The sequence below is a fragment of the Enterococcus sp. VV15 genome (genome assembly GCF_005236045.1).
Classification (GTDB): Bacteria; Bacillota; Bacilli; order Lactobacillales; family Enterococcaceae; genus Enterococcus_B; species Enterococcus_B durans.
Genome location: NZ_QPTY01000003.1, coordinates 17,622 through 31,142 on the forward strand (window position 1 = coordinate 17,622; position 13,521 = coordinate 31,142).

Genomic DNA, 13,521 nt, shown 5'->3' on the forward strand with positions numbered 1-13,521 from the left:
AACGCCCTCTTTTCTGTTATAGCGCTGTTTTTCTGATATATTTGTTTATTATTTCACAAATAAAAAAGTGTGAAAACGATTGAAATTTTGTCGATTCTTCGTTAAAATTAAACAGGTAAAATAATTGTTATAATATATCTAGAAATGAGGTGCACCATGTTACCAGAAAAAATGGAACAGGGTTTTGAACAAAACCTAAAAGCGATTCAGCTTTTACAAAATGCATTGGGAACTTCCTTTTTAGAAGCCTATGTCGGAAATGCTGAGAACTTAATCGACAACTATCAAGTACGTGTGGTGGATGAGGTGCCGACTGAAGAGATCACAAAACAGATTTCAGCGATCTATGAAGAGTTCAGTCAATTATCTTTTGAGCCAGAAGAATGGCGTCGTCTGTCTCAACTACTGTTACTAAAGGGGGGACAGACTGAACATCTGCAAGCAAACCACCAGTTGACTCCAGATAGTATTGGTTTTTTATTCGTCTTCTTAATTGAACAACTGTTCACAAAAAAGACAGAGCCAGTCAGAGTTTTAGACATTGCGGCAGGAATGGGTAACTTGTTATTAACAGTTCTTTTAAATCTAACGAACGCAGGATATCAAACGGAAGGGTTTGGTGTAGAGATTGATGATACATTGCTAGCAGTTGCTGCTTCAACGAGCGATTTGACCCAAGCAAATGTACAATATTTCCACCAAGATGGATTACAAGATTTACTGGTTGATCCAGTTGACGTTGCAATCAGTGATTTACCGATCGGTTATTATCCGAATGATCAAAAAGCAAAAGAATTTTTAACAAGCGCCAAGGTAGGCCACAGCTATGCACATCATCTGTTATTAGAACAAGCGATGAAATATGTCAAACCAGATGGATTTGGTCTATTTTTGATGCCAAGTAACTTTTTAGAAACAGAACAAAGTGAAAATGTGAAGAAATGGTTTAAAGAGGAAGGTTATCTACAGGGGATGATTCAATTACCAGACGAATTGTTCCGCAACAAGCAATCACAAAAAAGTATTTTGATTTTACAAAGAAAAGGGCCAAATGCAAAACAAGCACAAGAAGTGTTGCTTGTAAAACTTGATTCACTAAAGAAACCAGAGAAGGTGACCGAATTTTTTAAAGAATTTGAAACATGGAAATCGTCTTCTCTGTAATCATTCAACTAGAAGGAGAGTAATATGTCTAAAACAATTGCAATCAATGCTGGAAGTTCAAGTTTGAAATGGCAGTTATATCAAATGCCAGAAGAGACCGTAGTCGCTAAAGGAATTGTGGAAAGAATTGGATTACAAGATTCTATTTTTACTATTAAGTATGGCGAAGATCAAAAATTCGAACAAATTATGGATATTGAAGACCATGAAATAGCAGTAAAAATGCTATTAGATCATTTGATTGAACTGCATATTCTAAGCTCGTATGATGAAATCACTGGTGTAGGACATCGTGTCGTACATGGTGGTGAAACTTATGGAGATTCTGTGATCGTTGATGAAGATGTCATGAAACGAATCGAAGTATTAGCAGAATTTGCACCTTTGCATAACCCAGCAAATCTAATGGGGATCAAAGCATTCAAAAAAATATTACCAGACATTCTTAGCGTAGCTGTTTTTGATACATCATTTCATGCAACAATGCCAAAGCACAATTATTTATATAGTTTACCTATTTCTTATTACGAAGATTACAAAGTTAGAAAATATGGTTTCCATGGAACGAGCCATCGATATGTTTCTGAACGAGCAGCTAAATTACTCGACAAACCGATTGAAGAATTGAAGTTGATTACTTGTCACCTCGGAAATGGTGTATCGATCACAGCCGTTGATGGTGGGAAATCAGTAGATACTTCTATGGGATTTACACCACTCGCAGGAGTAACGATGGGTACACGTTCTGGAGATATTGATCCAGCTGTCATACCGTATTTGATGGAGAAATTAGAGATCGATATCGATGGAGTGATGGATATCTTGAATAAAAAATCAGGTCTTTTAGGTTTAACAGGTTTATCAAGTGATATGCGTGATCTTGAGAAACATTATGAAAAAGAACATATTCGCTTGGCCTATGACATTTTTGTCGACCGTATACGTAAATACATTGGTGGTTATGTTACAACCATGAATGGTGTAGATGCAATTATTTTCACTGCCGGAATCGGTGAAAATGATGGACATGTTCGTAGTGAAATCATTAAAGGAATGACATGGTTTGGCTGTGAAATCGATCCTGAATTGAATAAACTCCATGGTGAAGATTTAGATATTTCAACAAAAGATTCAAAAGTAAAAGTATTAGTGATTCCAACAGATGAAGAACTAATGATTGCTCGTGATGTTGAACGCTTGCGCAAATAAGCTTGATCTTAAAAGCGAATGCTCATGGAGCAAGTTCCCCTTCAAGGGAAAAAAGAGATTGTGATAGAAGTTACTTCTAGAACGCTAATTATTTAAAAAGGGATATGACAACTCTTGCCATATCCCTTTTGACGCTCATTTATTCTATAAAAAGATATAAGCGCAAAGATAAAAACATCGCTAATACAACGCAGTATCACAGTTTGTTTGCTTATTTCGCTAAAATCCTATTTTAGTGGAGGAGATTTTATGTAAGTGGTTGTGTTCAGATATGCTCATCAATGAGTGAACTTAAAATACAAAAAAAACTGTTTGATGGAAGAATAATTCTCTCACCAAACAGTTTTATGCTTATTTATCCTTTTTTTTGGGTAATTGGTTCTCTAAATCAGTACGTACAACAAGGACATCGCAAGAAGCATTACGAATAACATATTCTGAAACAGAACCTATAAATAGTCGTTCAACAGCGTTTAATCCTGTCGCACCTAACATAATAAGGTCTACTTGGTTATCCTCAGGAATTTCTTTTGCAATAATTTGTTTAGGAGACCCGTACTCGATGACTGTAGTCACCTTACTCAACCCAGCTTTTTTAGCATTGGTTTCATAATCAGCAAGAGTTTGTTTAGCCATTTCAGTTGCTTGCTCAGCCAACATCCCATCAAATGAAGAGACTGTTTGGAAAGAACGAGTATCGATGACGTGTGCTAATAATAGCTCCCCGTTGTTTCTTATAGCGACGTTAACAGCCTTTTGAAAAGCTAATTCTGCTTCCTCAGAGCCATCTACGGCGACCATGATTTTTTTGTATTGTTGTAACATATGCGTTCACTCCTTCAGATAAAACATCTTTATGCACCTATTGTAAAACAATTCTGAAAAAAAGAGAATTATTTACTGTTTGGTTTAGCCATTTTTTTCGCAAAATTGATACTGAACACGGAAGCTACGAGAATGACGAGGATCAAATAGGATAGAGCAATAAACCGTTGATTGAAAAAAGCTACGACTATACCTAAGATTCCTAAAAAGGCATAGATGGCGCCAAAAAATTGCAAGAAACCTTGATTTTTTTCTGTTTTTTCGATTAATACAAAAAAGATAGACTGTTTTTTTAATAAATAATAGCTGACAAATAATAATAGTAGTGCGGCAATGCCCATTAACAGTTGGATCATATGAATTCCTCCAAAATTCTAACTATCGATCATAGGTTAGATAGTTTTCAAAGATGAAAAAGGGAGCTGTACCAAAAATGGCATAGCCCCCTAAATCTTAAAAAAATGGTAATCTCCGTTAATGCCGGTGTTCGTCCTGTAGTATTGATCCCGCGAATTCAAGCAGGTGGGTCCCATGGTCGTAGCATCGAACTACCAAATGACAAGGCGTGTTACCAGCTGTGACACAAGACAGGTCCCAAGATATCAATAAAAATGTTCGGTCAACACACAAAGAGGACAATTCGAACATCACAGATTTCCCACTTCTATAGTAGCACAGGAAAATAAAAAGAGCAATGAGAGCGCTCAGGAAAATAGAATACACACTTAGTCATGTTTAGGAAGTTCTTTTTTCCAGTCTTTGATACGATAATATTGTTGTCCTAGTGCCTGTTCATACTTTCCAGTATCTTTTGGATGATAATATTGCGCATGCTTCAGTTTATCAGGTAGATATTGTTGATTCGCCCAGGCATTTTCAAAGTTATGAGGATATTGATAGCCCACTCCTCGATTCAATGCTTTAGCGCCTTGATAATGACTATCACGTAAATGATCAGGGACTTCGCCAGCATTTCCGGCGCGGATATCAGAGATTGCTTCATCCAACGCAGTATAAGCAGAATTGGATTTAGGTGACAAACATAGATCGACAACAACATCTGCTAGTGGAATGCGTGCTTCCGGAAGTCCCAGACGTTCCGCAGCTAAAACAGCATTGACCGTTCGAGCAGCTGCTGCAGGATTCCCCAAACCGATATCTTCATAACCAATGACCATCAGACGCCGACAAATACTTGCTAGATCTCCTGCTTCGACTAAGCGGGCAAGATAGTGGAGGGCGGCATCTACATCACTTCCGCGTATAGATTTTTGGAATGCAGAAATCACATCATAATGGGCATCACCGTTCTTGTCATGGGTCAATGCTTTTTTCTGCACACATTCTTCAATGACAGGAAGAGTTAGATGGATCATCCCTGATTGATTCGGTTTAGTTGAACGTGCGGCAAGCTCTAATCCGTTCAACGCACTTCGAAGATCTCCATTCGTGGCGCGTGATAAATGAAGCAATGCTTGATCGTCCAACTCTATGCTAAGCTGACCAAGACCACGATCTTTATCATGTAAAGCTGTATGGATCGCTTTTTCAATATCTTGTTCATCTAGAGGTTTGACTTCAAAAATCTGGGTTCGACTACGGATAGCAGGATTGATAGTGATATATGGGTTTTCGGTTGTGGCACCGATCATTATGATCCGCCCATTTTCTAAATGAGGAAGTAAAAAATCTTGTTTTGTTTTATCTAGACGGTGGACTTCATCAAGTAAAAGGATGACTGTACCGCTCATTTTTGCTTCCTCAGCCACGATCTGCAAATCTTTTTTTGAATCTGTGGCCGCATTCAGCATTCGAAAAGCAAATTTCGTTGAGCCAGCAATCGCACTAGCAATACTAGTTTTTCCGGTTCCAGGCGGGCCATATAAAATCATGGAAGACAACATTTTTGCATCAACCATTCGGCGAATGATTTTGCCTTCACCGACTAAATGCATTTGCCCAACAACTTCGTCAATCGTTCGAGGACGCATGCGATAAGCTAAGGGTTGTTGCATAAAAAACTCCTCCTTTTGATTTTCGTACGTTAATTATAGCATAGTAGAAAAGATACTGTGAACTAGGTAAGTTTAGATACTAAAGAGAGGATGAGGTCGAGACAAAAGTCGTTTAGGTTTTCGAAATTTCCAAAAAAAAAAAAAGATTTTTGGCCGCCGTTTACTCGAAGTTAAAGTCTGTGGTAAAACTGATTTTTAGTTTTGTCCCACTCTCATAATTGTTGGAAGGTGTGAGTGATTACATAGAAAAACAGAATTCGTTCTCTTTTATTTTCTTTGGTGTAAAATAGAATAAACAAATAAAAAATGGATCAGGAGGGAAACAATGGGGAATACACGATTTGAAATCAAACTATTGGAAAGAGCGAGTGAACGTTTTGAAGAAACATTGGATCAAATGGATTTAACCGAAGCAAATACGATGCCTAAGCCATTGATCAAATCCGTTACATGGCTGATCTGGCATACAGCTCGAGAAATCGATTATCAGATTTCAGAGCTGAACGGAAGCGAACCACTATGGGTAAGCGCTGGTTGGAATAAAAAATTTTCATTGGATTTACCTGACGATACGCAAGATTGGCAGCATACTCCTGAAGAAGCTAAAAAAGTGGTCGTAAAAGAAAAACAATTGCTTATTGATTACTTAAATGACAGTATCCACTTGGCGAATGATTATCTAGAGAATGTAGATGAAGCAAGCTTTAGCGAAGTGATCGATACGAATTGGACACCTCCAGTAACAAGAGGAGATCGAATCATTTCCATCATTGATGATGCAGTGATGCATTCAGGTCAAGCAGTGTATACCAGAAGATTGGTGATTGGCAAATAGTAGAGGTTTCTTTGAATAAAGGTAGATCAACGAATAAGGAGAGCGCATATTTTTATGCGTCTCCTTATCTTGTTTTCCCAGATATTATCAGTAGAAGAAAGATAGTTGATTTTACTATTCTACGCCTCTGTTTTCATAGCTTATCCGATTAAATTTGTGTATGATAAGGGAGGTGAATAGAATGATGGATAATCGGAATTTAGATGAACTTTTAGGGAGTAAGTCAACACCTGAAGTTGCAAGAGATTTACTAGGTATGTATTTAGAATATTCTACACCTAAAGGAATTGTTGGCGGATATATCGTAGATACGGAAGCTTATCTTGGACCAGATGATGAGGCTGCACACAGTTTTGGTATGCGAAGGACACCACGAGTAGCGGCAATGTATGAAAAGCCAGGAACGATTTATCTTTACACTATGCATACGCACCGCATTTTAAATATTATTACGCAACCTGAAGGAATTCCTCAAGGGGTCATGATCCGAGCAATCGAGCCTGTGACAGGTATCGAACAGATGAGTGCCAATAGAGGTGGAAAAATAGGTCCGGACATCAGTAACGGACCGGGAAAATTAGTTGCCGCATTAGGAATACCGCAAGAACTTTATGGAAAATCGATTATAGATAGTCCATTACATTTGGTTTATGAGAAAAAAAGAGAACCGAAAAAAATTAGTGCGTTGCCTAGGATTGGAATACCTAACAAGGGAGAATGGACAGCAATGCCATTACGATTTGTTGTTTCCGGTAATCCGTACGTTTCGTTACAAAAAAAGAGCCAGATCGATGAAGACTGGGGCTGGAGGAAGCAAAATGAAAAAAGAAAACTTACTTGATTATTTAGATCAGGCGATTGAAAAAACGATTACTGATTATGATGTATCACTCGATTGGGATACGAAAAATCATACGATTGAGATTATTGTACGTCTATTTGCTGAGAATAAAGCACACTTTGAGATTGATGATGCAGAAGGTGTCGTATCAGAAGAAGATGTCATTGAATTTGAAGATGGTATCTTATTATTCAATCCACAAAAATCTAATTTTGATGAAGCAGACTATTTGGCAGTCATTCCTTATGAAGGGAAAAAAGGCTTGAAAAAATCTGTAGTTGATGCCTTGATCGAGTACTTAAATGAAGTATTAGCTGAAGGACAAAGCGATTTATTGGATTTTCTAGATACAGATGATGAAACTACTGTTTTTGAATTGACATTCGATAACCAAAAATTAGCTGAACTAGTCGAAGAAAAACAACAAAATCAGTCAGATGCATATTTACCGTATCCAAGTTACTAAGGAGTGAATTTCATGAAATGGAATGAAGTAAAAGTAGAAACAGCGAGTGAAGCTGTAGAAGCAGTTGCGAACATATTAATGGAAGCAGGAGCTAGCGGTGTAGCAATTGAGGATACACTGGACATTGAAAATTTTCAGTCAGATCAATATGGAGAAATCTTAAATAAAGAAGATTTTACTTATTTAAAGGAAGGAGCCATTGTGATGGCTTATTTTCCTGAGACGATTTTTTTACCAGAAATTGTGCCCTTTATTAAGGAACGTGTAACAAAATTACCAGAATATGGGTTAGCGATAGGTAAAAATAGCGTGACAGCTAGCGAGGTGGAAGAAAGTAATTGGGCGACTGCTTGGAAAAAATATTACCATCCCGTACGCATTACCAGAATGTTGACAATTGTTCCTAGTTGGGAAAATTATCAAACAAATGATTCATTAGAAAAAATCATCACACTAGATCCAGGTATGGCATTTGGTACAGGTACACATCCGACCACTTCTTTAACTTTGCAAGCGTTAGAGACTGTATTGCGAGGTGGGGAAACTGTCTTGGATGTGGGAACAGGTTCTGGGGTGTTAAGTATTGCTTCAAAATATTTAGGTGCAAAAGATGTCTATGCTTATGATTTAGATGAAGTAGCTGTACGCTCAGCAAAAGAAAATATGGATATGAATGAAGTGGCAAACGATGTCCACGTAGCGGCGAATGATTTATTAAAAGGAATCGAGATCGAAAGTGATGTCATCGTGGCTAATATCTTGGCAGATATTATTTTGCTGATGATCCCTGATGCTTGGCGTTTGTTGAAACAAACAGGCTCACTTATCGTTTCAGGTATTATTGAAGATAAAAAGCAAATGGTGATTGATGCAATGGAAACACAAGGATTTGTTGTCGAACAGATCTTCCAGCAAAAAGATTGGTATGCCATTATTTTAAAAAAGCCTGAGGTGGAATAAATGCAACGATATTTTTTAGAAGAAGCCTATCAACCATCTGAAAAATTTGAACTTTCGGCAGAAGCTTTTCACCATATCGTACATGTGATGCGTATGAAACCGAAAGACCGAGTCTACTTGGCTTTCAGCGACCAACAAGTGATCATTGCGGAAATCATAGAAATCACTGAGGAAAAAGTTTACTTGACTGAAATCGAAAAAGAAGAAATGGAAAAAGAATTGCCAAGTATGATCACGATTGCTAGTGGCTATCCTAAAGGTGACAAATTAGAGTGGATCGTTCAAAAAGGTACAGAGTTAGGGGCGCATGCATTTATTGGTTTTCCAGCAAAGACCTCGGTGGTGAAATGGGATGCGAAAAAAAGAAAAAAGCGGCAAGAACGTTTAATCAAGATAGCTCAAGAGGCGGCAGAACAATCACACCGCCAAATTGCACCACAAGTAGAGTTACTAGATACAGAGAAAGAATTGTTCACGCAGCTTTCTGATTATGATGTGATTTTGGTCGCATATGAAGAATCTGCAAAACAGGGCGAACTGGCGAATCTGGCGAAAGTACTCAACTCTGTGGCCGCTGGCAGTCGAATTTTGGCGATTTTTGGTCCAGAGGGCGGATTGATGGCAGAAGAAATCAACCAATTTGTTGATGCAGGTGCTATTATTTGTGGTTTAGGACCACGGATTTTGCGTACAGAAACAGCACCACTTTATTTATTAAGTGCAGCAAGTTATCATTGGGAATTAAACAAGTGAAAAAAACATGAAAAAATGTATGATAAGATCAGGAAAAATTGAAAACAACCCCAACAATCTGTATAATAAAAGCAATTATTTATTGTAAACAGGCACTATTTTTGTTTGAGAATGAAAGAAACAGTCCATAAGAACTGTTTTATAACCTTTGAAAGGGGGATTTCCTATGCCAAAAGAAGAAATTTTAACAGGCCCTGGTGTAATCAAACTGGTTAGTCAGTATATGGGACCCGAACATGTTGCATTTGTCCAAAAAGCATGTGATTACGCTACTGCTGCTCATGATGGACAATTTAGAAAATCAGGAGAGCCTTATATCATCCACCCAATCCAAGTTGCAGGGATCTTAGCCGATTTAAAAATGGACCCCCACACGGTCGCTACTGGTTTCTTACATGACGTGGTAGAGGATACAGATGTTACACTAGATGATTTGAAAGAGGAATTTGGCCCAGACGTTGCGATGCTTGTTGATGGCGTAACGAAGCTAGGTAAGATCAAATACAAGTCACATGAAGAACAATTAGCAGAAAACCACCGCAAGATGCTGTTAGCTATGGCACAAGATCTACGTGTAATTATGGTGAAACTAGCCGATCGACTACATAATATGCGTACGTTGAAACATCTTCGGGAAGACAAGCAACGACGTATTGCTCAGGAAACGTTGGAAATCTATGCACCGTTAGCTCATCGTTTAGGGATCAGTCGTATCAAATGGGAATTAGAAGATACAGCATTGCGGTATTTGAATCCTAAACAATATTATCGGATCGTGCACTTGATGCAAACAAAGCGTGAAGAACGAGAAAAATATGTGAATGGGACAGTAGAAGACATCCGTTTAGCTACAGAAGAACTAGGAATCTTCGCAGAAATCTATGGGCGACCAAAACACATTTATTCAATCTATCGGAAAATGAAAGATCAAAAGAAACAATTCAATGAAATCTATGATCTATTAGCTATTCGTGTCATCGTTGATTCAATCAAGGATTGTTATGCTGTTTTAGGGGCGATCCACACAAAATGGAAACCAATGCCTGGCCGCTTCAAAGACTACATCGCGATGCCTAAAGCGAATATGTATCAATCATTGCATACGACTGTTATTGGACCAGCCGGAAATCCGGTGGAAATCCAAATTCGTACCCAAGAAATGCATGAAATCGCAGAATTCGGGGTAGCCGCTCACTGGGCATACAAAGAAGGAAAGAATGAAAAAGTAGAGCCAGACGGCATGACAAAACAATTAAGCTGGTTCCATGAAATCATTGAACTTCAAGATGAAAGCTATGATGCCTCTGAGTTTATGGAAGGCGTCAAAGGAGATATCTTTAGTGATAAAGTATACGTATTTACTCCTAAGGGGGATGTAACAGAACTTCCTAAGGGATCAGGTCCGTTAGACTTTGCGTATAGTATCCATACGGATGTCGGGAATAAAACGACAGGTGCCAAAATCAATGGAAAAATGGTGCAATTGGATTACAAGCTCAAAAATGGAGATATTATAGAGATTTTGACCTCGCCTAATTCATTTGGACCAAGTCGAGATTGGTTGAAACTAGTTGCTACTAGTAAAGCTAGAAATAAAATCAAGCGTTTCTTCAAAGCGCAAGACCGAGAAGAAAATATTACTAAAGGTCATGAAGCAGTAATAAAATGTATCGCTGACTTGGGCTTCACCCCTAAAGAGATCTTGTCTAAAGCTAAATTGCAAGATGCGCTGGAACGTTTGAATTATCAAACGGAAGACGATATGTATGCAGCTATTGGATATGGTGAAGTTAGTCCGTTGACTATGGCGAATCGCTTGACAGAAAAAGAACGAAAAGAACAAAAAATAGAACAACAAAAACAAGAAGCAGCAGAAATCATGAACCAGCCGAAAAAAGAGTCGGAAAAAATGAAAGTTCGTCATGAGGGTGGCGTGGTCATCCAAGGTGTCGAGAATCTGCTGATACGTATCAGTCGTTGCTGTAATCCAATTCCTGGTGATGATATCGTTGGGTATATCACAAAGGGTAGAGGGATTTCTATTCATCGAAGAGATTGTCCAAATGTCCAAGCAGACAAGCCAAATGTAGCGGAACGCTTGATTGAAGTGGAATGGGAAGATACTTCAAATACTAAAAAAGAATATGATGCGGATCTGGAAATCTATGGCTATAATCGTTCAGGTATGTTAAATGATGTCTTGCAGACAGTGAACACCATGACTAAAAATTTGAATAGCGTAGAAGCTAGAACAAATAAAGATAAGATGGCGACCATTCATTTAACTGTAGGCATCCAAAATCTTTCCCACTTGAAGAGTATTGTGGATAAAATCAAAGCCGTGCCAGATGTCTACAGCGTACGTCGAACAAATGGCTAGGAGGTACAAGTATGAAAGCAGTGATCCAACGTGCAAGTAAAGCTTCTGTTTCCATTGAGCAACAGGAAGTTGGTAAAATCGAACGTGGATTAGTCGTTTTATTAGGTGTCCATGAGGGAGATACGCAAGCGGATGTTGACTATTTAGTAAAAAAAGTTGCACAACTGCGTATTTTTGAAGATGAACAAGGAAAAATGAATCGAAGTATCGAAGATATTCAAGGAGAGTTACTGAGTATCTCACAATTTACGCTCTTTGCAGATACGAAGAAGGGAAACCGTCCAAGTTTTATTGCAGCAGCACGACCAGAAACGGCAATTCCTCTCTACGAAGCGTTCAATGAAGGAATCAAGCAAAGAGGTATTCCTGTAGCAACAGGAAAATTTGGCGCAGATATGGCTGTTTCACTGGTGAATGACGGACCAGTGACGATCATTATTGATTCGCAAAACAAATAGTGCAGAAGAATCATTCAAAAATGATTTCTATATTCTATAAGTCGGTAAACTTGAAAAATCAGTCAGCGATTTTCAAGTGTATCGACTTTTTTTTACATCAATCAGGGTAGCTTATCTTGGTCACTTTGCTTTTTTGATACTAGAACAAGGTAGAACTTGGAGGAAATCGCGGAATACTTCTGAGCCAATCGTTTCTGCAGACATTGTTAAAAAAATAATAAAAACAGCCGAATAGCTACTTTAGCAAGATAAATAGAGAAGGTTCCATTTATTCTTAACTAGTAGCTATCAGCTGTTTTTTAGTGTATTAGGTTTGATTATTTAAACTGTTGAAATAGCTGATCGATTGTTTGATAATCTTCATTCGATAAATGGAGATCCAACGCTCGAGCATTATCCGCAACTTGTTCCGGTCTTTTTGCGCCTGGTATGACAACAGAGATCCGTGGATTCTTCATATACCAAGCTAACACAAGTTGTGCGATTGTTGCTTGGTGATTTTCAGCCAACGGATGAAGTTGATCCACAGCTTGAATGATCCTTTCAAAACGTTCTCCCTGAAAATCAGGTCTATTTTTTCTTGGGTCACGAGCACCAAATTCTTGGGGACTATTTAGATGATACTTGCCAGTCAACAATCCAGAAGCAAGTGGGAAGTAAGGTACGAAGCTGATGTTGTTTTCTTTAAGATAAGGAAACAATTCTTTTTCTGCTTCTCGATAGATCAAACTGAATTTATCTTCTACAACATCTACATAGCCATCTAAATTGGCTTCTTTCAACTGTTCTAGTGAGAAGTTAGAAACACCTATCGCGCGAATCTTACCAGCTTCTTTTAGTTGGTGTAATGCTGCAATTGCTTCATTTTTAGGTGTGTGCTCATCTGGAAAATGGATATAAAAAATATCGATGTAATCTGTTTGCAAACGGCGTAGTGCATCTTCGACCGACTGCGTCAAAAATTCTGGGGAGTTATCAAAAACACCTTTCTTATTTGGTACATGTGCTGCTTTCGTTGCAATCACAATACGCGAGCGATCATATTCTTCTTCTCGTAAGACTTCACCAATCAACTCTTCTGAACGACCATTACCATAAGCAAATGCTGTATCGATCAAGTTGATCCCATTATTTAAAGCAGTGCGAACAACTTGTTTTCCAGTTTCATCTTCTAAGCCAGTAAAGAGATTGTGACCACCTACAGCGTTTGCCCCTAATCCAAGTTGTTCTGCGTAAACTTGTGAGTGTCCGATTCTTATTTCTACCATTGTACAGGCCTCCTTTTCGTCTAGTCTAAAACAAAATTGGAAAAAGCTGAACTAAAAGGTCTTTCTGAAAGAAAAATGAAAAAGTGTCATGGAATATAGTTGTTTGGCATAAATTTCTTTGGTGTTTCTGGCCTATTCTTCCGATTTTACTTGACTTTAAGACTTGTTTTTAGTAAGGTTATAGTTAATATTGAAAATATCTATGAAAGAGCGAGTAGGTTTCTGAGACTTTACAAGAGAGGATCATCTAGGCTGAGAATGATCTAAAGGGGCGATTCTGAAAGACACTCTGGAGATGAATGTGTGAAAAGCCGTTCCGTGTACGAGCGTTAATCGTAAGAGGAAAG

At 38.2% G+C, this 13,521-nt stretch carries 13 protein-coding genes, 1 other RNA gene and 1 other annotated feature (1 of these 15 cut by a window edge); of the genes, 9 read left to right on the forward strand and 5 right to left on the reverse strand.

Annotated features, from left to right (window positions below):
• Positions 1-156 precede the first annotated feature (156 nt).
• Together DVW83_RS01930 and DVW83_RS01935 are read left to right on the forward strand one after the other, a co-directional pair.
• Positions 157-1,164 (forward strand): class I SAM-dependent methyltransferase, encoded by a 1,008-nt coding sequence (locus tag DVW83_RS01930; RefSeq protein WP_137238938.1) that lies wholly within the window; start codon positions 157-159, stop codon positions 1,162-1,164.
• Between the two features lie 24 nt (positions 1,165-1,188).
• Positions 1,189-2,373 carry an acetate/propionate family kinase gene (locus tag DVW83_RS01935; protein ID WP_104662011.1) on the forward strand — a complete coding sequence of 395 codons (1,185 nt, stop codon included), beginning with the start codon at positions 1,189-1,191 and terminating at the stop codon, positions 2,371-2,373.
• Between the two features lie 351 nt (positions 2,374-2,724).
• On the opposite strand, the gene DVW83_RS01940 is transcribed toward DVW83_RS01935, so the two are convergent.
• The 4 genes from DVW83_RS01940 to DVW83_RS01955 form a co-directional block, all read right to left on the reverse strand.
• Positions 2,725-3,198 carry a universal stress protein gene (locus DVW83_RS01940; protein ID WP_104662010.1) on the reverse strand — a complete coding sequence of 158 codons (474 nt, stop codon included), beginning with the start codon at positions 3,196-3,198 and terminating at the stop codon, positions 2,725-2,727.
• A gap of 68 nt (positions 3,199-3,266) precedes the next feature.
• Entirely contained in the window at positions 3,267-3,554 is a 288-nt protein-coding gene (locus DVW83_RS01945) for a hypothetical protein (RefSeq protein WP_104662009.1), read from the reverse strand.
• A gap of 108 nt (positions 3,555-3,662) precedes the next feature.
• Positions 3,663-3,857: non-coding RNA, 6S RNA (gene ssrS, locus DVW83_RS01950), on the reverse strand.
• Between the two features lie 66 nt (positions 3,858-3,923).
• Positions 3,924-5,213: a replication-associated recombination protein A gene (locus DVW83_RS01955; RefSeq protein ID WP_104662008.1), complete on the reverse strand. Its 1,290-nt coding sequence runs from the start codon at positions 5,211-5,213 to the stop codon at positions 3,924-3,926.
• A 325-nt stretch (positions 5,214-5,538) separates the two neighbouring features.
• On the opposite strand from DVW83_RS01955, the gene DVW83_RS01960 reads away from it, so the two are divergent.
• The 7 genes from DVW83_RS01960 (at position 5,539) to dtd (ending at position 11,906) form a co-directional block, all read left to right on the forward strand.
• The gene (locus DVW83_RS01960; RefSeq protein ID WP_104662007.1) at positions 5,539-6,048 is read left to right on the forward strand and encodes a DinB family protein; all 510 of its coding nucleotides are present in this window, start codon (positions 5,539-5,541) and stop codon (positions 6,046-6,048) included.
• 181 nt (positions 6,049-6,229) lie between these two features.
• The gene (locus tag DVW83_RS01965; protein ID WP_104662006.1) at positions 6,230-6,889 is read left to right on the forward strand and encodes a DNA-3-methyladenine glycosylase; all 660 of its coding nucleotides are present in this window, start codon (positions 6,230-6,232) and stop codon (positions 6,887-6,889) included.
• A complete protein-coding gene (locus DVW83_RS01970; RefSeq protein WP_104662005.1) occupies positions 6,867-7,355 on the forward strand; it encodes a DUF3013 family protein in 489 nt (162 codons plus the stop codon). The genes DVW83_RS01965 and DVW83_RS01970 overlap by 23 nt, the downstream gene beginning before the upstream one ends.
• A gap of 12 nt (positions 7,356-7,367) precedes the next feature.
• Positions 7,368-8,315: a 50S ribosomal protein L11 methyltransferase gene (gene prmA / locus DVW83_RS01975; protein ID WP_104662004.1), complete on the forward strand. Its 948-nt coding sequence runs from the start codon at positions 7,368-7,370 to the stop codon at positions 8,313-8,315.
• The gene (locus DVW83_RS01980) at positions 8,316-9,068 is read left to right on the forward strand and encodes a 16S rRNA (uracil(1498)-N(3))-methyltransferase (protein WP_104662003.1); all 753 of its coding nucleotides are present in this window, start codon (positions 8,316-8,318) and stop codon (positions 9,066-9,068) included.
• A 166-nt stretch (positions 9,069-9,234) separates the two neighbouring features.
• Entirely contained in the window at positions 9,235-11,448 is a 2,214-nt protein-coding gene (locus DVW83_RS01985) for a RelA/SpoT family protein (RefSeq protein WP_104662002.1), read from the forward strand.
• An 11-nt stretch (positions 11,449-11,459) separates the two neighbouring features.
• The gene (gene dtd / locus DVW83_RS01990; RefSeq protein WP_005877314.1) at positions 11,460-11,906 is read left to right on the forward strand and encodes a D-aminoacyl-tRNA deacylase; all 447 of its coding nucleotides are present in this window, start codon (positions 11,460-11,462) and stop codon (positions 11,904-11,906) included.
• Between the two features lie 317 nt (positions 11,907-12,223).
• On the opposite strand, the gene DVW83_RS01995 is transcribed toward dtd, so the two are convergent.
• A complete protein-coding gene (locus tag DVW83_RS01995) occupies positions 12,224-13,174 on the reverse strand; it encodes an aldo/keto reductase (RefSeq protein WP_104662001.1) in 951 nt (316 codons plus the stop codon).
• A 193-nt stretch (positions 13,175-13,367) separates the two neighbouring features.
• Positions 13,368-13,521, forward strand: a binding site (T-box leader) (it continues 55 nt past the right edge of the window).

Bases quoted from the DNA above. Each gene is read 5' to 3' on its own strand.
- DVW83_RS01980 (WP_104662003.1), top strand. From the start codon at position 8,316: ATGCAACGATATTTTTTAGAAGAAGCCTATCAACCATCTGAAAAATTT.
- DVW83_RS01955 (WP_104662008.1), bottom strand. From the start codon at position 5,213: ATGCAACAACCCTTAGCTTATCGCATGCGTCCTCGAACGATTGACGAA.
- DVW83_RS01970 (WP_104662005.1), top strand. From the start codon at position 6,867: ATGAAAAAAGAAAACTTACTTGATTATTTAGATCAGGCGATTGAAAAA.
- DVW83_RS01930 (WP_137238938.1), top strand. From the start codon at position 157: ATGTTACCAGAAAAAATGGAACAGGGTTTTGAACAAAACCTAAAAGCG.
- DVW83_RS01935 (WP_104662011.1), top strand. From the start codon at position 1,189: ATGTCTAAAACAATTGCAATCAATGCTGGAAGTTCAAGTTTGAAATGG.
- DVW83_RS01960 (WP_104662007.1), top strand. From the start codon at position 5,539: ATGGGGAATACACGATTTGAAATCAAACTATTGGAAAGAGCGAGTGAA.
- prmA (WP_104662004.1), top strand. From the start codon at position 7,368: ATGAAATGGAATGAAGTAAAAGTAGAAACAGCGAGTGAAGCTGTAGAA.
- DVW83_RS01995 (WP_104662001.1), bottom strand. From the start codon at position 13,174: ATGGTAGAAATAAGAATCGGACACTCACAAGTTTACGCAGAACAACTT.
- DVW83_RS01965 (WP_104662006.1), top strand. From the start codon at position 6,230: ATGATGGATAATCGGAATTTAGATGAACTTTTAGGGAGTAAGTCAACA.
- DVW83_RS01940 (WP_104662010.1), bottom strand. From the start codon at position 3,198: ATGTTACAACAATACAAAAAAATCATGGTCGCCGTAGATGGCTCTGAG.
- DVW83_RS01985 (WP_104662002.1), top strand. From the start codon at position 9,235: ATGCCAAAAGAAGAAATTTTAACAGGCCCTGGTGTAATCAAACTGGTT.
- DVW83_RS01945 (WP_104662009.1), bottom strand. From the start codon at position 3,554: ATGATCCAACTGTTAATGGGCATTGCCGCACTACTATTATTATTTGTC.
- dtd (WP_005877314.1), top strand. From the start codon at position 11,460: ATGAAAGCAGTGATCCAACGTGCAAGTAAAGCTTCTGTTTCCATTGAG.